This is a genomic window from Prevotella sp. DNF00663 (genome assembly GCF_001553265.1).
Lineage (GTDB): Bacteria > Bacteroidota > Bacteroidia > Bacteroidales > Bacteroidaceae > Prevotella.
Map to the genome: position 1 here is coordinate 48,119 of NZ_KQ960663.1, position 17,566 is coordinate 65,684.

The following is a 17,566-nucleotide window of genomic DNA, read 5'->3' on the forward strand; positions in this document are numbered from 1 at the left end:
ATTACATACCCAAGCCCTTGCGTTTTTTCTTCTTTTTGCGCTTCATCGCCCGGATGAAAGCCTCTTCCTCGGCATCTACCGCCGGACCTTCGGGAGTGAGCAAGCCCATACCGCCCGATATATCTTCACTGTCGTAGGCGGTCTGCCCGTGTGCCTTGTCCGCAGCATCCACAGGGATGGATAGCGGTATCGGCGGTTGTCCGGCGTATGGCAGGGTGAAGTGTTCCTGCAAGGCATTCGCCGAAAGCTCCTTACCCATGCGCGAACCGTTCAGCACGCATCCCGTGCGGTGGTCGATGAAGGTAGCCCCATAGATGCGCCCTTCCTCTGTGTAGCGCAGTACGGTGTCGATGCCCTTCTCTTTGAGTTGGGATACAAATTTGTCCTTGTCATAAGTGCCTTGCAGCACGGAAAGGACGGTGCGTTTCGTCATGTCTGCCAGTTTCCTATCCTTGATTTCCGATTTGGAACGGACAAACTTCTTCTGTACGGCTTCATAGCCTGCGGACTTCCCGAAAAGCGAGGATTTGAACGGGTTGCCCACCTTGTTACCCTTGTCGTCCGTGACGGAATAGACCAGCCCGTGATACTCCCGTCCGCGCACGTTGCCCCTCGCTTCCTCCACCGTCATATTATATAAGGAAAGGAGCGCACGGTATTCGCCCATCGTCTGGAAACGGTACTGCCCATTCAGAGCCTTCACGGTGTTGCCTACCTGCTTCTTCACATCACCTGCCGATGCGGCCACCTTGCGCAACGGATTATCCAATCTCTGATTTTTACGTTCTGCCGGATGCAATCCGTACTTCTGTTCCAGTTCCCTGCGGATACGGTCGCTGCGGCGGTAGAGAAAATCCCGGTTGAGCCTTTTCCCGTTCTCGTCCACGTTGACCGTCACGATGTGCAGGTGGTGGCGGTCGATGTCCTCGTGCTTGAATACAAGATAAGGCTGGTTTCCGAAACCGAGTTTTTCCAGATACTCGCGGGCGATATTCTGCAACTCAATATCGGTCAGCACATCCTCCGGGTGCGGGTTGAGAGAGATATGCACCACCGGCTTCTCGATCTTCATCTGCGGTGGCAGGAAGGTGAGAAAACCCTCCATCGCCTTGCCTATGTCCACCGTTCCCGAACCGTCATTGTAGATGCGGTTGGTGGTGAGAAGCCGCCCCTGCGCCTCGTTAATCTTCTCCCCGTTGTAGGCAATCGCGCCGTACAACGAACTTCCTACACTGATTTTTGCGACCATTTTGCCTCCATTTCCCTTGAAAGTTCCACAATCCGGCGGCTCAGTTTCACGAGTTCGACGGTGTGTTGCTCTAATTTGTAGAGCAACGCCATCGCCTTTTTCTCTGAAAAATGCAGCCTCAGTTCCTTCACGACTTGGTTGTAATTCGTACCCACGGCACGGAATTGTGCATGAAAATCCGACAGTTTGGTGTAATAGTCCACCAACGTCTTGTCCACCTTCAGCACCTTGAACGGTTGCCCGAAGAAGTGCGCTTTGAGGAAAACAGACCGTGCATAGACACCCGATTTTCCGAACATGGCGAGGAAACGGTTGTGTTCCTCCTCGTTGAAACGGACGGTGTACCGGTACACCGCCGGATCAAGTTTGGGATTTCTCCCTGATTTGCTTTTCCTTTTCTCTTTCATATTACTTTGGATTTAGCGGATTGACGGCATAAGCCGCCGCTTCGGATTACAGCACCGCAGTTCTGAAAGGCTTCCCGACTTCGGAGGGAAAGCCCGCCCCCTGCAAGGGCAAGTGCTTTTCGTGGCTGCTCAAAATATTTTGAGCGGCTGAAAAGACATCTTGCTATGTTCAGGTGAACATAAAAATCCGTCAGGGGACGGATTGGGAAAATACCTTTCAGGACTCCGGGCCGCGCGTCATCGGCGAACCCTGCTGTCCGGGTGCAAAGTTACGCCCTTAAAGCGGTATCGGACAGATGCTTGACCCGGTCAATGACTGCCAACCGGCGCAACGTGCCGCCACTTGCCGGAGAAGTGATACAGGTTCCAAAATATACTTGTTTATTTGCAGCATGATTCAAGAAACGAACGATTTGAAGATATGATAAACGGAACATTCAAATACCCGGAAATCCGCTTCTTCGGATACTTGCCGAAACGGATACCCGAACCGTCGGAAACCCGGTTCTCCGACAATTCGGTGACGTATGGATTCAATGACTTCATGACGCAATGTCGTCAATCACCATTTGTCCGACGCACCGCTTCACCACAGAACCGGATACGCGACGACCCGCCTGCGTGTGTAGTCACGGAAGCGGATGGTGCGACAGCCAAATCCGTATGGAAACAGAAAAACAAATCATCAACAATTAAAATAAATGGAACTATGAGTAAGGAAATCTTCGTTGCATTCGCAACACAGAAAGGTGGCATCGGCAAATCCACTGTCACGGCACTTGCCGCCAGCTACCTGCACAACGTGAAAGGCTACAATGTCGCCGTCGTGGACTGCGACGACCCGCAGCACAGCATCCACGGGCTGCGCGAACACGAAATGGGGCTTATCGACAGCAGCACCTACTTCAAGGCTCTCGCTTGCGACCATTTCCGCCGGATCAAAAAGAACGCCTACACCATCGTCAAAAGCAATGCGGTGAACGCCCTCGACGATGCCGAGAGGATGATTGCCACTGAGGACGTGAAACCCGACGTGGTGTTCTTCGACATGCCCGGCACACTCCGAAGCAACGGCGTGATAAAGACGCTCTCGCAGATGGACTACATTTTCACTCCGCTGAGTGCCGACCGCTTTGTCGTGGAGAGTACCCTGAAATTCGTCACGATGTTCCGCGACAGGCTGATGACTACCGGACAGGCGAAAACAAAGGGGCTGCATCTGTTCTGGACGATGGTGGACGGCAGGGAGAGGAACGACTTGTACGGCATCTACGAGGAAGTGATAGCCGAAATGGGCTTTCCGGTACTTTCCACCCGCTTGCCCGACAGCAAGAAGTTCCGCCGTGACCTTTCGGAAGAGCGCAAGAGCGTTTTCCGCTCCACCATCTTCCCGATGGACACGGCACTGCTGAAAGGGAGTGGCATCCGGGAGTTTTCCGAAGAGATAAGCGACATCATCAGACCGCAGTGAGCATGGGCAGCAGGAAAGTGAACACGGAAGGCATCGACGAGGAACTGCTGTTAGCCTCCATCGGGCGGCGCACACAGGACGGGACACTGCGCCCCGCACAGGAAGTACCCGCAGCTGCACCGACCGAAGAGGACACCGCCGCACCGGAACCATCTCCTGTGCAACCCGTAACACGGGAAAAAGCGCAGAGGGAAAGTGGACGCCGGAAAAGGCAGGACGAGGACTACAACGAGCTATTCCTGCGCCGCAACGAGATAAAGACCCGCCAATGTGTCTATATCAGCCGTGACGTCCACGGCAAGATCCTCAGAATCGTGAACGACATCGCCGGAGGGGAAATCTCAGTAGGCGGATATGTGGATACCGTGCTGCGCCAGCATCTGGAACAGCACAAGGAGAGAATCAACGAACTGTACAAGAAACAACGTGAAGATCTGATTTGAAAATGGAAAAAGAAATGACACCGAATGAAAAAAGACCACAGCAAGACTGCGGAGGTATGTTTACCCAAGTGCAGGCGAGTGTGGAAATACTGTCGCCTGTCCCGGTAAGCGGCAAATGCAGTGAGAAGGACTATGAACGCCTGTTCATCCGCGACCCGGAAGTAAAGGCACGTGAGGGGAAGATGGCGTATGTGCGCCCGGAGTACCACGAGCGTATCATGCGTATCACCCGTGTAATCGGGCATGACCGGCTTACGCTGTCCGCTTACATCGACCATGTGCTGACGCACCACTTCAACCAGTGCGAAGATGCGATAAAGAGCCTTTATGCCCGAAATTACAATTCAGTATTCTAACCAAAAACGGAAGGATATGAATTACACAATCAGCATGACAGACATTCTGCTGGCGGTATCGGTCGGCTGCAACCTCTGGTTCCTGTTCCTGCTCCTTTACGAGCGCATCATGGACACGCGGATTGTCCGCTTCTTCAAGGGCATTGTCGGATTATGGCGGTCACTGGACGGGAATGAGGCTAAACGCATAGCGGCACACGAGGAAGTCCCTGCGGAAAAGGCGGACATCATCGGCAAGAGCCGTTTCAGGATGGCATCCACCCGGACAACCGCTGCCATACCGACGCAAGAAGCCGCCACTATTGAAAAAGGCATTGAGCTGTCGGAGGAAGAGGCTACTTTTGACGACGGAAAAACGGGAAACGCATCCCGCCCGGCACAAGTCCCGGAGGAAAAACTCGATGAGACCTTCACGAGCATACCGCCGGAGGAACTGGGATACGGGGACGACGAACCGGAAGAGGACGCCTCGGACACGCCACGGGCTTCGGGCAGCAGCTTTGACGAGATTGACGACGCCTGCAAGACCGCCAAAAACCCGGACGCGACACAGGCGGAACGTGAAAAGGCGGCTAAGGTGTTCACCGACATGGAGGGCACGGAGTTGTACGAGAAAATGATGGAAGGCTCTTCGGAGATAGGCATCCGCATCAAGGGGCTTATCGAGATTCGGCTGAAGAAATCTGAAAAGGAGTTCGTCGTGCCGGACAACATCGAGGAGTTCGACATTCGCAACTATGTATGACAACAATAAAAGAAATGAACATGAAAGAATGACATCAACCCACGCGGCGAGGAAACGCAAGGCGCATCCCCATCCGCAACGGACACGCCCACGTCCGTGGAAACAAACGGGCATCCACTAAAACCAAAGTAAAGAAACAAAGTATCAACCGCCCGACAAAGGACCATCCACCCTTTTGACGGCAAAAAACAAGAACAGTTTATGAACAAGAACATCTTGAAAAACAGAAAAGCAATCCTCTCCGCGGCACTTGTCATCGCCGCAACCGCCTCCGCTTTCGCGCAGGGAAACGGCATCGCGGGCATCAACGAAGCCACCTCTATGGTGAGTTCTTATTTCGACCCCGGAACTAAACTGATATACGCCATCGGTGCAGTCGTCGGGCTTATCGGGGGCGTAAAAGTGTACGGCAAGTTTTCATCGGGCGACCCCGACACCAGCAAGACAGCCGCCTCGTGGTTCGGCGCGTGCATCTTCCTGATTGTTGCCGCCACCATCCTGCGCTCATTCTTCCTTTAATAAATAATGTATGGCTGAATACCCAATCAACAAGGGTATCGGCCGTCCGGTAGAGTTCAAGGGCTTGAAGGCACAGTACCTCTTCATCTTCTGCGGAGGTCTGCTGGCTCTCTTCGTCCTGTTCGTCATCCTCTACATGGTCGGTATCGACCAGTGGATATGTATCGGCTTCGGCGCGGCATCGTCCTCCCTCCTTGTATGGCAGACCTTCGCGCTGAACGCCCGGTACGGTGAACACGGGCTGATGAAATTAGGAGCGGCACGGAGCCATCCCCGATACCTTATCAACCGGCGGCGGATAACCCGTCTGTTCAAACGACAACGAAAGGAAGAAAGACAATGAGGAATACATCGAAAATGACAACACTGGAAAACAGGTTCCCACTTTTAGCGGTGGAGCATGGCTGCATCATCTCAAAGGACGCCGACATCACGGTGGCTTTCGAGGTGGAACTACCGGAACTTTACACCGTGACGGGTGCGGAGTACGAGGCGATACACAGTTGCTGGTGCAAGGCTATCAAGGTGCTGCCGGACTACTCCGTCGTCCACAAACAGGACTGGTTCATCAAGGAACGCTACAAACCGGAGCTTCAGAAGGACGACATGAGCTTTTTAAGCCGCTCTTTCGAGCGTCACTTCAACGAGCGTCCGTACCTGAAACACACCTGCTACCTCTACCTGACCAAGACAACAAAGGAGCGTAACCGGATGCAGAGCAATTTCAGCACGCTGTGCCGGGGACATATCATCCCGAAGGAGCTGGACAGGGAAACCACGACCAAGTTCTTGGAAGCCTGCGAACAGTTCGAGCGCATCATGAACGACAGCGGGCTTGTCAGGCTGCGCCGCCTCTCCACCGATGAGATTGTGGGTACTGAGGGAAAGACGGGACTTATTGAACGCTACTTCTCGCTCATGCCGGAAGGTGACACCACCTTGCAGGACATCGAGCTTTCGGCAAGGGAGATGCGCATCGGCGACAACCGCCTGTGTCTGCACACCCTCTCCGACGCGGAAGACCTGCCGGGCAAGGTGGCTACCGACACCCGTTACGAGAAGCTCTCCACCGACCGGAGTGACTGCCGACTGTCATTCGCCTCCCCGGTGGGGCTTCTGCTCTCCTGCAACCATATCTACAACCAGTATGTGCTGATAGACAACAGTGAGGAAACCTTGCAGAAGTTCGAGAAGTCCGCCCGTAACATGCAGTCGCTATCTCGCTATTCAAGGAGCAACAGCATCAACCGCGAGTGGATAGACCAATACCTGAACGAAGCCCATTCCTACGGACTGACCTCGGTACGGGCACACTTCAACGTCATGGCGTGGAGCGACGATGCGGAGGAACTGAAGCATATCAAGAACGACGTGGGCAGCCAGTTGGCAAGCATGGAATGCGTGCCGCGCCACAACACCATCGACTGCCCGACACTCTACTGGGCGGCGATACCCGGCAATGCGGCGGACTTCCCGGCGGAAGAGAGTTTCCACACCTTCATCGAACAGGCGGTGTGCCTGTTCACAGAGGAAACCAACTACCGCAGCTCGCTCTCGCCCTTCGGCATCAAGATGGTGGACAGGCTCACGGGAAAACCGCTGCACCTTGACATCTCCGACCTGCCCATGAAGCGAGGTATCACGACCAACCGCAACAAGTTCGTGCTGGGTCCTTCGGGCAGCGGCAAGTCTTTCTTCATGAACCACCTCGTGCGCCAATATTATGAGCAAGGCGCACATGTGGTATTGGTGGACACGGGAAACTCCTATCAGGGCTTGTGCGGCATGATCCGACGCAAGACAGGCGGAGCGGACGGTGTGTATTTCACCTACACGGAAGATAAGCCCATCAGCTTCAACCCGTTCTACACCGACGATTACATCTTCGACGTGGAGAAGAAGGACAGCATCAAGACCCTGTTGCTGACGCTCTGGAAGTCGGAGGACGACAAGGTGACAAAGACGGAGAGCGGCGAGCTGGGCAGTGCCGTGAGTGCCTATATTGAGCGCATCCAATCCGACCGTAGCATCGTGCCGTCGTTCAACACCTTCTACGAGTATATGCGTGACGACTACCGCAAGGAACTGGCACAGCGTGACATCAAGGTGGAGAAGTCCGACTTCAACATCGACAACATGCTCACCACCATGCGGCAGTATTACCGGGGCGGGCGTTACGATTTCCTGCTCAACTCCACGGAGAACATCGACCTGCTCGGCAAGCGGTTCATCGTCTTCGAGATAGATTCGATTAAAGAAAACCGCGAACTGTTCCCCGTCGTGACCATCATCATCATGGAAGCCTTCATCAACAAGATGCGGCGGCTGAAAGGCGTGCGGAAACAGCTTATCGTGGAAGAGGCTTGGAAGGCCCTCTCATCGGCGAACATGGCTGAATATCTGCGCTATATGTATAAGACGGTCAGAAAATATTACGGCGAGGCAATCGTGGTGACGCAGGAGGTGGACGACATTATCAGTTCTCCGGTGGTCAAAGAGAGCATTATCAACAACTCGGATTGTAAAATCCTGCTTGACCAAAGGAAATATATGAACAAGTTCGACCAGATACAGGCGTTGCTCGGACTGACGGAAAAGGAGAAGTCGCAGATACTCTCCATCAACATGGCGAACAACCCTTCACGGCTCTACAAGGAGGTGTGGATAGGCTTGGGCGGCACGCAGTCGGCGGTCTATGCCACGGAGGTCAGCGCGGAAGAGTATCTGGCGTACACCACCGAGGAAACGGAAAAAGTGGAGGTTTACCGTCTGGCGGAGAAGCTGGGCGACGACATCGAAGCCGCCATCCGGCAGCTTGCCGAAAGGCGGAGAAACAAGGAATAACTAAAAAACAGAATGTATCAACCAAAAAAGAAAAACGCGTATGAATTTACCAAAAGTGAAAATGCTGCAAGTCAGCAAGTGCCTTATCGGATTGGCGGTCATGATGCTGCAATCCTGCGACGTGGCCGACAACCGCCGCGACATGCTGTGCGGGAACTGGGAGAGCGTGGAGGGAAAACCTGACGTGCTTATCTACAAGGAGGGCGAAGCCTACAAAGTGACGGTGTTCCGTCGTAGCGGTCTGCGCCGCAAGCTCAAGCCGGAAACCTATCTCTTGCAGGAGGAGAACGGCAACCTGTTCATGAACACCGGCTTCCGCATCGACGTGTCCTACAACGAGGCCACGGATGTGCTGACTTTCTCGCCAAACGGGGACTATGTGCGGGTGAAGCCGCAGCCGGGACATCCGACCGAAGAATAACAACCACTAAAATCCAAAGTAACATGAGAACAAGAATAACAATGATTATCTGCCTGTGCCTGCTTTTCGCGGGCAGGGCAAGCGCACAGTGGGTCGTAAGCGATCCGGGCAATCTAGCGCAGGGCATCATCAATGCCTCCAAAAACATCATCCATACCTCCAAGACCGCCACGAACATGGTGAGCAACTTTCAGGAGACGGTGAAAATCTATCAGCAGGGCAAGAAGTATTACGATGCCCTCAAATCGGTGAACAATCTGGTCAAGGACGCCCGCAAGGTGCAGCAGACCATCCTGATGGTGGGCGACATCACAGACATCTATGTGAACAGTTTCCAACGGATGCTCCGTGACGGGAATTTCAGACCCGAAGAGCTTTCCGCAATCGCTTTCGGCTACACGAAACTGCTGGAGGAAAGCAACGAAGTGTTGACGGAACTCAGGAACGTGGTGAACATCACCACGCTCTCCATGACCGACAAGGAGCGCATGGACGTGGTGGAACGCTGCCACTCGAAGATGAAGCGTTACCGCAACCTCGTGAGCTACTACACGAACAAGAACATCTCCGTGAGTTACCTGCGTGCGAAAAAGAAGAACGACCTCGACCGCATCATGGGGCTGTACGGGAACATGAACGAAAGATACTGGTAGCCTATGAAGTTCGACAACCTTCATCAGATTTTACGTTCACTTTATGAGCAGATGATGCCGCTGTGTGGGGACATGGCTGGTGTGGCGAAAGGCATCGCCGGGCTGGGTGCGCTGTTCTACGTCGCCTACCGGGTATGGCAGTCGCTGGCGAGAGCTGAACCGATAGACGTATTCCCGATGCTCCGTCCTTTTGCCATCGGTCTGTGCATCATGTTCTTCCCGACTGTGGTGCTGGGCACGATAAACAGCATCCTCTCACCCGTCGTACAGGGCACGGCAAAGATGCTGGAGGCGGAAACGCTGGACATGAACCGATACCGGGAGCAGAAGGACAAACTGGAATACGAGGCGATGGTACGCAACCCCGAAACCGCCTACCTCGTGTCCAACGAGGAATTTGACAAGCAACTGGAGGAACTCGGCTGGTCGCCCTCCGACATGGTGACGATGGCGGGAATGTATATCGACCGGGGAATGTACAACATGAAGAAGAGCATCCGCGACTTCTTCCGCGAGATACTCGAACTGCTGTTCCAAGCCGCCGCCCTCGTGATAGACACCGTCCGCACCTTCTTTCTCGTGGTGCTGGCGATTCTCGGTCCGATAGCCTTCGCCCTGTCGGTATGGGACGGTTTCCAAAACACGCTCACGCAGTGGATATGCCGCTATATACAGGTCTATCTGTGGCTACCGGTATCGGACATGTTCAGCACCATACTGGCGAAGATACAGGTTCTGATGCTGCAAAACGACATCGAGCGGATGCAGGCAGACCCGAACTTCTCGCTGGATTCGAGCGACGGGGTGTATATCGTATTCCTCTGCATCGGCATCATCGGCTACTTTACCATTCCCACCGTTGCGGGCTGGATTATCCAAGCCGGAGGCATGGGCGGTTACGGTCGCAACGTGAACCAGATGGCGGGACGAGCCGGAAGCATGGCGGGCAGCGTGGCGGGTGCAGCCGCAGGAAACGCAGTCGGACGTGTCGGCAAATTGCTGAAATAATCAATGTGCAATCATAAATTGGAAAATATAAATGGAATTCAAATCACTTAGAAACATCGAATCGTCGTTCAGGCAGATACGCCTGTTCGGTATCGTCTTCCTCTCGCTGTGCGCCGTGGTGACGGTGTGGAGCGTGTGGAACTCCTACCGTTTCGCAGAGAAGCAACGGGAGAAAATCTATGTGCTGGACAACGGCAAGAGCCTGATGCTCGCCTTGTCTCAGGATTTGTCGCAGAACCGCCCGGCGGAGGCACGGGAACATGTGCGCCGTTTCCACGAGATGTTCTTCACGCTATCACCTGAAAAAAGCGCGATTGAACACAACGTGAAACGTGCCTTGCTGCTGGCGGACAAGAGCGTGTACCACTATTATTCGGACTTCGCGGAGAAGGGGTACTACAACCGCATCATCGCCGGGAACATCAACCAAGTGCTGAAGGTGGACAGCGTGGTGTGCGACTTCAACGCCTATCCCTACCGTGCCGTGACCTACGCCACACAGAAAATCATCCGGCAGAGCAACGTCACCGAGCGCAGCCTCGTGACCACCTGCCGCCTGCTGAACGCATCGCGGTCGGATGACAACCCGAACGGTTTTACCATCGAGGGTTTCACCATCATTGAGAACAAGGATTTACAGACTATCAAACGGTAACAGGACATGAAAAGTATCAGAAAATCAATGTGGGGCATGTATTGGAAACTCCACGACAAACGGAAACGCTTGGCGGCAAGTCTCAAAGGGTATCTGGACGGCTTGCCGCCGGAAACACGCCGCCGCATCGTGCTGGGGATGTTCGCCGCCTTCGCGGTGCTTGCCCTTTACACCTTCGGCAGAGCCGTCTATGACATCGGCAGGAACGACGGCTCACATATGGAAACGGGACACGCCGGACGGGTGGAACTGCCGACCCCGGCGGAAACAGGCAATCACTTAACACCTTATTTATATGGAACAGACAAAGAATGAACCGACGAAAGAGAACAAAGTTGCTCCCGAAACGGGGAAACCGAAAAAGGAGCGCGAACCGCTGACAGAGGCGCAACGGCTGAAACGGCAGAAGATGATCGTGCTGCCCGCTATGGTGTTGGTGTTCATCGGGGCGATGTGGCTGATATTCGCCCCGTCCTCCGGCAAGGAGCAACCGCCGGGAACGGACGGATACAACACCGAGATGCCCGACGCTGACAAGGCGAACCGGCAGATTATCGGCGACAAGCTGAAAGCCTACGAGCATGGGGAGATGGAAGAGCGTCAGGAGAGCCGCAACCGTGCCATCGGGCAGCTGGGCGACATGTTCGACCGCGAGATAGCGGGAACGGAGAACGGAGTGGACTTCGACCTCGCCAATCCGGGCGGCAAGGAAGAAAGGGCAAAGCCAGCCACGCCGCAGACCATCCAGTCCTCCGCAGCCGCCTACCGTGACCTGAACGCCACGCTCGGAAACTTCTACGACCAGCCGAAAAACGACAATGCGGAGATGGACGAATTGTTGGAGCGCATCGCATCGCTGGAGTCGGAACTGGAAAGCGAGAGGGGCAAGGCTTCCTCTATGGACGAGCAGGTGGCTCTTATGGAGAAGTCCTACGAGCTGGCGGCAAAGTACATGGGCGGTCAGAACGGAGGACAGCCATCGGCGGAACAGAGGGCAGAGCCAACTACCGTGCAGAAAGGGAAGAAGAACAAGGCAATGCCTATCAGACAGGTGGAGCATCAAGTAGTTTCTTCACTCTCACAGCCTATGAGTAACGCGGAGTTTGTCGCCGCCTTATCGCAGGAACGCAACCGGGGTTTCAACACGGCTGTCGGCACGGCGGAGGTATTGGACAGGAACACCATACCGGCGTGCGTGCATGGGGCGCAGAGCGTGACGGACGGGCAGACGGTAAGGCTGCGCCTGCTGGAGCCTATGGCGGTGGCAGGCAGGACAATACCCCGGGGTGCGGTGGTGGTCGGCACGGGCAAGATACAGGGTGAGCGGCTCGACATCGAGATTACCTCGCTGGAATACGACGGCACGATTATCCCCGTGGAGCTTGCGGTCTATGACACGGACGGACAGCCCGGCATCTTCATCCCGAACTCGATGGAGATGAACGCCGTCCGGGAGGTCGCCGCCAACATGGGCGGCTCGCTGGGAAGCAGCATCAACATCTCCACCAATGCCGGGGCGCAGCTCGCCTCCGACTTGGGCAAGGGGCTGATACAAGGCACGAGCCAGTACATCGCCAAAAAGATGCGAACCGTCAAGGTGCATCTGAAAGCCGGGTACAGGGTCATGCTTTACCAAGAAAAATATTGAAAACAATAAAAATTACCACTAAAATCCAAAAGTAATGAGAAAAGTAATCATCATGTTTGCCCTCGCTATGGGCATCATAACTGCCAACGCGCAGGAGAATGTAACCGTTGAAACGACCAACGGAAGTGAACAACCGACCTTGACGAAGGAGGTCTATCCGCAGAAGGAGGCGGACGGCGACCTATATCACGGGCTGTCACGCAAGCTGACCTTCGACCGCATGATACCGCCGCACGGTCTGGAAGTGACCTACGACAAGACCGTCCACGTCATTTTTCCGGCGGAGGTGCGCTATGTCGATTTAGGCTCGCCCGACCTGATTGCCGGGAAAGCCGACGGAGCGGAGAACATCATCCGTGTGAAGGCTACCGTAAGGAATTTTCCCAACGAAACGAATATGTCCGTCATCACGGAGGACGGCAGTTTCTACACCTTCAACGTGAAGTACGCCGCCGAACCGCTGTTGCTCAACGTGGAGATGTGCGACTTCATCCATGACGGCAGCACGGTGAACCGCCCGAACAACGCGCAGGAAATCTATCTGAAAGAGCTGGGCAGCGAAAGCCCGATGCTGGTGCGCCTTATCATGAAGTCCATCCACAAACAGAACAAGCGCGAGGTGAAGCATATCGGCTGCAAGCGTTTCGGCATCCAATACCTGTTGAAAGGCATCTACACGCACAACGGCTTGCTTTATTTCCACACGGAGATAAAGAACCAGAGCAACGTGCCTTTCGATGTGGACTACATCACTTGGAAAATCGTGGACAAGAAGGTTGCGAAGCGTACTGCCGTGCAGGAGCAGATTATTCTGCCGCTCCGCGCGCAGAACTACGCCACCCTCGTGCCGGGCAAAAAGAGCGAGCGCACGGTCTTCACGATGGCGAAGTTCACCATCCCCGATGACAAGTGCCTCGTGGTGGAATTGAACGAGAAGAACGGCGGCCGTCACCAGTCCTTCGTGATTGAGAACGAGGATTTGGTACGCGCGGGTACCATCAACGAACTTCAAGTACGCTGACCATGAGAAAGTACATCGCAATAATCATCGCGTCGCTTGCCCTTTTTACAGGGCAGGCGCACGCCCAGCGGTGTCTGCCGAAGATGCAGGGCATCGAGGTGAGGGCGGACATGGCGGACGGCTTCAATCTCGGCGGCAAGGACGGCGGGTACAGCTTCGGGGCGGCTCTCTCCACCTACACGAAGAAGGGGAACAAGTGGGTGTTCGGTGGCGAATACCTGTTGAAGAACAATCCCTACAAGGACACCAAGATACCCGTGGCGCAGTTCACGGCGGAGGGCGGCTATTACTTCAAGATACTGTCGGACGCCCGAAAGATTGTTTTCGTCTATGCCGGGGCTTCGGCTCTCGCCGGATATGAGGCGGTAAATTGGGGGAAGAAGGTGCTGCATGACGGCTCCACGCTGCACGACCGGGACGCCTTCATCTACGGCGGTGCGCTGACGCTCGATGTGGAGTGTTACGTGGCAGACCGTATCGCCCTGCTTGCCAACCTGCGGGAGCGTTGCCTTTGGGGTGGCGACACACGGAAGTTCCACACGCAGTTCGGGGTCGGTATCAAGTTCATCATCAACTGACACGGGCATGGAAAGGACGGAAATAGATGCTGTCAGAAGGATGCCGCTTGCGGATTTTCTCGCACGGCTGGGGCATGAGCCTGTCAGAAGGAGCGGTAACGAGCTGTGGTATCTTGCCCCGTACAGGGGCGAGCGCACATCCTCTTTCCGTGTGAACGTGGCGAAACAGCTCTGGTACGACTTCGGTTTGGGCAAGGGCGGCGACATCTTCACGCTTGCCGGGGAGTTTCTGCAAAGCGATGACTTCATGAAGCAAGCGAAGTTCATAGCGGAAGCCGCCAATATGACGGTTGCCGGATGGGAAAAGCCCGTCTATCTCTCGAAGCCGACCGAATCCGTTTTTGAGGATGTGGAGGTCGCTCCGCTGCTCCGCTCACTGCTGACGGAGTATTTAGAGGAACGGGGCATCCCTTACGCCATCGCATCCCGTCACTGCTGCCGCTTGAACTACGGTGTGCGTGGGAAACGGTATTTTGCCGTTGGCTTTCCGAACATGGCAGGTGGCTATGAAGTCAGAAGCCGATATTTCAAGGGTTGCATACCTCCGAAGTCTGTATCACTGGTAAAGGCGAATGACATCCCGGCTGACGAGTGCCTCGTGTTCGAGGGCTTCATGGACTTTCTCTCTGCCGTGACGCTTGGTGTAACCGGTAACGCTGACTGTCTTGTGCTGAACTCAGTCGCCAACGTGGAGAAGGCGGCGGGATTGCTGGACGGATACGGGCGCATCGGCTGCTTCCTCAACCGTGACGAAGCCGGACGGCGGACGCTTGCCGCACTTACCATGCGATACGGGGAACGTGTCACCGACCGTTCCTCCCTCTATGACGGTTGCAAGGACTTGAACGAGTACCTGCAACTGACAACGAAAAAACAGAAAAACAACCATCTAAAAATCGAAGAACAATGAACATACTGAACAACAGAAACAAGAGAACATCAATATTCAAGGCAGTGGCGTTATGCCTGATAGCCGCCATGTCATTCACCCTCGTGTCATGTGACGATGACATGGACATCCAGCAGTCCTATCCCTTCACGGTGGAGGTCATGCCCGTGCCGAACAAGGTAGTAAAGGGGCAGACAGTGGAAATCCGCTGTGAACTGAAAAAGGAGGGCGACTTTTCGGGTACGCTCTATACCATCCGCTATTTCCAGTTCGAGGGGGAAGGCTCGCTCAAAATGGATAACGGCATCACCTTCCTGCCTAACGACCGCTACCTGCTGGAGAACGAAAAATTCCGCCTGTACTACACGGCGGCGGGTGATGAGGCGCATAATTTCATCGTGGTGGTGGAGGATAACTTTAGCAACTCCTACGAACTGGAATTTGACTTCAACAACAGGAATGTAAAGGACGACGATCTTACCATCGTTCCCATCGGCAACTTCAGCCCCTTGTTGAAATGATGCGTGTATTCATGACAATGCTCTGTTCACTTCTGACGGTCTGTTCTGTGTCCGCGCAGATCAGCCGCCAAGAGGGAACGGACGGGCAGGCGGCAATCTACCGACTGCCGCTTATGGAACGTGCTTTTTTATGCTGCCGCTACTTTGAAGGCTGGCACTCAGAAAAACACTACCCATACGTCGGTTGGGGTCACAAACTTTTGCCAAACGAGAAGTATTCGGCACGAACCATGACAAAACGGGATGCGGATGAACTTTTGCGGAAAGACCTGCGCAAATTTGTCGCCATGTTCCGTAAATTCGGGGTTGATTCGATTTTGCTTGGCACGTTAGCTTACAATGTGGGACCGGCGAAGCTGTTAGGCAGCAAAACAATCCCCAAAAGCACCTTAATCAAGAAGCTGGAAGCTGGTGACAGGAACATCTACCGTGAGTATATAGCCTTCTGCAACTACAAAGGAAAACGCCACGCCATGCTGCTCAAACGGAGAAAGGCGGAGTTTGCGCTGTTGTATATCCCATAAAAGGACTGACAAAACTGGCAAAAGACGTGCCATATTTAACTTGGCACGTCTTTTGCTCTATCACTTGATAGATTATCGTAGGATTTTCTCGTTAATTGACATCGTTGAGCCATTTTTGCCTATCGGTTTCCAAATAACACTTCAAGTTGTAAGTGTTGTGAGAGCAATACAAAACATAGTTATTAACCATAAAAAGTATAGCGAAATTATGAAGAAAGTATTTAGGAAAATTCAGAAAGGAACAACAAAAATGATTGAACGTATCAAATCGTTGGGGGAAATGGAGACGAAGCAGAAATGTGTAGTTCAACGGTTCGAGATTATCATTCCCCTCCACCAAAAAATAACGACCCAATATATAGCCTCCGCAAGTTTTACTTGCGGATTTTTTAGTTATCGCAGATTGGACAAAGGTTTCTTTGCTACTTTCTTTGTCCGCCATCATGCTCACTGAAAGAAAGTAGGGCGGCTCTCGCCGCCCCGCCACTCAAAAGCGTGTGTAAAGTCCCGTCACCATCGTGAACATTTCCTCCAGCATATCAAAATAGATACCCTCGTGTACGGCAATGTCCTTTGTCTTGCACTCAAAGGTCTTTTTGCTGAACGTCCTGCGGTAGAAGCGCATATTGTAGAGGTCTGCCCCTTCGTCATAGATGATGTCAAGGCGGTTGGCACTTGTTTTGTTCCTTGCAAGGCTCATCCGTAAGCCGTTGCCCATATCTATGAAATCACGGCTACCTGTCATGGCGGTGAAGCGTTTTCCGCCTATCTGCTGTAATATCGTCTTGGCTATCATATCTTTTGTTTTTAGGGTTTTAAGTATTGGCGGTGCGGACACCGCCATCCCGTTCAAAATTCTCGCATTTCGGAAATGGGGGTCTGCCGTTGTAGCCACTCTTTCACACATTCCATATTGTACTCGCTCGTGATGACTGCCGTATGGCTGTCGGTGGCGGTGAAACGTGTGCTTTCGTAATCATCTATCCACCCCTTGAGGGTGTCCGTTCCCCACGCTCCGGTATCGTCAAAGATACCGTCCAATGCCGTGATAGGTTCGCTGAACTTGACTATCAGCGTTTGATAGGTCGTGTTCATAGTCTGTCCTCCTTTCCCTTCTTTGCGTTCAGCCACTTGTCCCGTGCGGCTCGGCACTCGTCCAACGTGGGTTTGACACAAGAGAACAATTCTCTGTCTATGGGGTGGCGGTAGTCGTACTGCACAAGTGTCCGCCTGCGTCTTCCGATACCCGATTGGAAACGCTCGTATTTCTCCGTACCTGCTTCCGCGCAGGTGCTTACTCCGTTGATGGTCATTCGTGTTGTCATAATGTTGCTTTTTAGATGGTTAAAAATGTACTGACAGAACTCTGTTCTTCATCACCATTTCGGGGTTGCTTGTGTAGCGTTGGTGCAGGTAGAAATGGTGTGAGCCGAAGCCGTAAAGGAAAAACTTGTCAAGTTCGTGCTTCTCGGCAAACTCCTTTACGCTCTTTCTCAATTCCCCCTCACTCGTTGTGAGAGTGAGGAGGTTCACAAATTCAAGGAACATCGTGGGGATTGCATCATCCCACACACAAATCATACTTTCAATTCTTACTTCCATATCAATGTTGTT

At 53.6% G+C, this 17,566-nt stretch carries 26 protein-coding genes; 19 read left to right on the plus strand and 7 right to left on the minus strand.

Going from position 1 to position 17,566, the window contains the following annotated elements; all coding sequences use genetic code 11:
* Position 1 precedes the first annotated feature (1 nt).
* From mobB to HMPREF3034_RS13060, 3 genes are all read right to left on the minus strand, one after another.
* Entirely contained in the window at positions 2 to 1,249 is a 1,248-nt protein-coding gene (mobB, locus tag HMPREF3034_RS11410; RefSeq protein WP_004291483.1) for a conjugal transfer protein MobB, read from the minus strand.
* Positions 1,228 to 1,656: a conjugal transfer protein MobA gene (gene mobA / locus HMPREF3034_RS11415; RefSeq protein ID WP_004291488.1), complete on the minus strand. Its 429-nt coding sequence runs from the start codon at positions 1,654 to 1,656 to the stop codon at positions 1,228 to 1,230. The genes mobB and mobA overlap by 22 nt, the downstream gene beginning before the upstream one ends.
* 381 nt (positions 1,657 to 2,037) lie before the next feature.
* On the minus strand, positions 2,038 to 2,202 hold the full coding sequence (locus HMPREF3034_RS13060; protein WP_196029218.1) for a hypothetical protein: 165 nt from the start codon (positions 2,200 to 2,202) through the stop codon (positions 2,038 to 2,040).
* Between HMPREF3034_RS13060 and HMPREF3034_RS11420 the strand changes: the two genes are divergently transcribed.
* The 19 genes from HMPREF3034_RS11420 (at position 2,201) to HMPREF3034_RS13180 (ending at position 16,406) form a co-directional block, all read left to right on the plus strand.
* The gene (locus HMPREF3034_RS11420) at positions 2,201 to 3,127 is read left to right on the plus strand and encodes a ParA family protein (RefSeq protein WP_005783105.1); all 927 of its coding nucleotides are present in this window, start codon (positions 2,201 to 2,203) and stop codon (positions 3,125 to 3,127) included. The two genes, HMPREF3034_RS13060 and HMPREF3034_RS11420, sit on opposite strands and share 2 nt — an antisense overlap.
* A 2-nt stretch (positions 3,128 to 3,129) precedes the next feature.
* Positions 3,130 to 3,570, plus strand: a complete 441-nt coding sequence (locus HMPREF3034_RS11425; protein ID WP_004291503.1) for a DUF3408 domain-containing protein — start codon at positions 3,130 to 3,132, stop codon at positions 3,568 to 3,570.
* Between the two features lie 2 nt (positions 3,571 to 3,572).
* On the plus strand, positions 3,573 to 3,926 hold the full coding sequence (locus HMPREF3034_RS11430; protein ID WP_004291505.1) for a DUF3408 domain-containing protein: 354 nt from the start codon (positions 3,573 to 3,575) through the stop codon (positions 3,924 to 3,926).
* A gap of 16 nt (positions 3,927 to 3,942) precedes the next feature.
* Positions 3,943 to 4,671: a hypothetical protein gene (locus HMPREF3034_RS11435; RefSeq protein WP_004304280.1), complete on the plus strand. Its 729-nt coding sequence runs from the start codon at positions 3,943 to 3,945 to the stop codon at positions 4,669 to 4,671.
* Between the two features lie 201 nt (positions 4,672 to 4,872).
* Complete coding sequence (locus HMPREF3034_RS11440) at positions 4,873 to 5,190, plus strand: DUF4134 domain-containing protein (RefSeq protein WP_002560983.1); 318 nt, start codon at positions 4,873 to 4,875, stop codon at positions 5,188 to 5,190.
* Between the two features lie 10 nt (positions 5,191 to 5,200).
* Entirely contained in the window at positions 5,201 to 5,533 is a 333-nt protein-coding gene (locus HMPREF3034_RS11445) for a DUF4133 domain-containing protein (protein ID WP_004291514.1), read from the plus strand.
* On the plus strand, positions 5,530 to 8,034 hold the full coding sequence (locus HMPREF3034_RS11450) for a TraG family conjugative transposon ATPase (protein ID WP_004291515.1): 2,505 nt from the start codon (positions 5,530 to 5,532) through the stop codon (positions 8,032 to 8,034). Before HMPREF3034_RS11445 ends, HMPREF3034_RS11450 begins: the two co-directional genes overlap by 4 nt.
* Before the next feature lie 40 nt (positions 8,035 to 8,074).
* Positions 8,075 to 8,455 (plus strand): DUF3876 domain-containing protein, encoded by a 381-nt coding sequence (locus HMPREF3034_RS11455; protein ID WP_004291516.1) that lies wholly within the window; start codon positions 8,075 to 8,077, stop codon positions 8,453 to 8,455.
* Between the two features lie 23 nt (positions 8,456 to 8,478).
* Positions 8,479 to 9,108, plus strand: coding sequence for a DUF4141 domain-containing protein (locus HMPREF3034_RS11460; protein ID WP_004304283.1), 630 nt, complete (start codon positions 8,479 to 8,481; stop codon positions 9,106 to 9,108).
* Positions 9,109 to 9,111: 3 nt separating this feature from the next.
* Positions 9,112 to 10,116 carry a conjugative transposon protein TraJ gene (gene traJ, locus HMPREF3034_RS11465; RefSeq protein ID WP_004291518.1) on the plus strand — a complete coding sequence of 335 codons (1,005 nt, stop codon included), beginning with the start codon at positions 9,112 to 9,114 and terminating at the stop codon, positions 10,114 to 10,116.
* 31 nt (positions 10,117 to 10,147) lie between these two features.
* On the plus strand, positions 10,148 to 10,771 hold the full coding sequence (traK, locus tag HMPREF3034_RS11470; RefSeq protein ID WP_004291519.1) for a conjugative transposon protein TraK: 624 nt from the start codon (positions 10,148 to 10,150) through the stop codon (positions 10,769 to 10,771).
* Between the two features lie 6 nt (positions 10,772 to 10,777).
* Complete coding sequence (locus tag HMPREF3034_RS11475) at positions 10,778 to 11,086, plus strand: TraL conjugative transposon family protein (protein ID WP_004291520.1); 309 nt, start codon at positions 10,778 to 10,780, stop codon at positions 11,084 to 11,086.
* A complete protein-coding gene (traM, locus tag HMPREF3034_RS11480) occupies positions 11,067 to 12,419 on the plus strand; it encodes a conjugative transposon protein TraM (RefSeq protein WP_062435651.1) in 1,353 nt (450 codons plus the stop codon). Before HMPREF3034_RS11475 ends, traM begins: the two co-directional genes overlap by 20 nt.
* Positions 12,420 to 12,453: 34 nt before the next feature.
* Positions 12,454 to 13,440: a conjugative transposon protein TraN gene (traN, locus tag HMPREF3034_RS11485; RefSeq protein ID WP_004291522.1), complete on the plus strand. Its 987-nt coding sequence runs from the start codon at positions 12,454 to 12,456 to the stop codon at positions 13,438 to 13,440.
* 2 nt (positions 13,441 to 13,442) lie between these two features.
* A complete protein-coding gene (locus tag HMPREF3034_RS11490; protein WP_004291523.1) occupies positions 13,443 to 14,018 on the plus strand; it encodes a conjugal transfer protein TraO in 576 nt (191 codons plus the stop codon).
* 7 nt (positions 14,019 to 14,025) lie between these two features.
* Positions 14,026 to 14,928: a toprim domain-containing protein gene (locus HMPREF3034_RS11495; RefSeq protein ID WP_062435652.1), complete on the plus strand. Its 903-nt coding sequence runs from the start codon at positions 14,026 to 14,028 to the stop codon at positions 14,926 to 14,928.
* Entirely contained in the window at positions 14,925 to 15,428 is a 504-nt protein-coding gene (locus HMPREF3034_RS11500) for a DUF3872 domain-containing protein (protein WP_004291525.1), read from the plus strand. The genes HMPREF3034_RS11495 and HMPREF3034_RS11500 overlap by 4 nt, the downstream gene beginning before the upstream one ends.
* A complete protein-coding gene (locus tag HMPREF3034_RS11505; protein WP_004291526.1) occupies positions 15,425 to 15,952 on the plus strand; it encodes a glycoside hydrolase family protein in 528 nt (175 codons plus the stop codon). Before HMPREF3034_RS11500 ends, HMPREF3034_RS11505 begins: the two co-directional genes overlap by 4 nt.
* Positions 15,953 to 16,016: 64 nt before the next feature.
* Complete coding sequence (locus HMPREF3034_RS13180; RefSeq protein ID WP_004291527.1) at positions 16,017 to 16,406, plus strand: hypothetical protein; 390 nt, start codon at positions 16,017 to 16,019, stop codon at positions 16,404 to 16,406.
* Between the two features lie 33 nt (positions 16,407 to 16,439).
* On the opposite strand, the gene HMPREF3034_RS11515 is transcribed toward HMPREF3034_RS13180, so the two are convergent.
* Genes HMPREF3034_RS11515 through HMPREF3034_RS11525 form a run of 4 tightly spaced genes read right to left on the minus strand, consistent with a single transcriptional unit; the run spans position 16,440 to position 17,554 of the window.
* Positions 16,440 to 16,748, minus strand: coding sequence for a hypothetical protein (locus HMPREF3034_RS11515; protein ID WP_004304290.1), 309 nt, complete (start codon positions 16,746 to 16,748; stop codon positions 16,440 to 16,442).
* A 53-nt stretch (positions 16,749 to 16,801) separates the two neighbouring features.
* On the minus strand, positions 16,802 to 17,104 hold the full coding sequence (locus tag HMPREF3034_RS11520) for a DUF6956 domain-containing protein (RefSeq protein WP_005783104.1): 303 nt from the start codon (positions 17,102 to 17,104) through the stop codon (positions 16,802 to 16,804).
* On the minus strand, positions 17,044 to 17,277 hold the full coding sequence (locus HMPREF3034_RS12430; protein ID WP_004304291.1) for a DUF3873 domain-containing protein: 234 nt from the start codon (positions 17,275 to 17,277) through the stop codon (positions 17,044 to 17,046). Before HMPREF3034_RS12430 ends, HMPREF3034_RS11520 begins: the two co-directional genes overlap by 61 nt.
* 19 nt (positions 17,278 to 17,296) lie before the next feature.
* Positions 17,297 to 17,554 carry a hypothetical protein gene (locus tag HMPREF3034_RS11525; RefSeq protein ID WP_004291531.1) on the minus strand — a complete coding sequence of 86 codons (258 nt, stop codon included), beginning with the start codon at positions 17,552 to 17,554 and terminating at the stop codon, positions 17,297 to 17,299.
* Positions 17,555 to 17,566 lie beyond the last annotated feature (12 nt).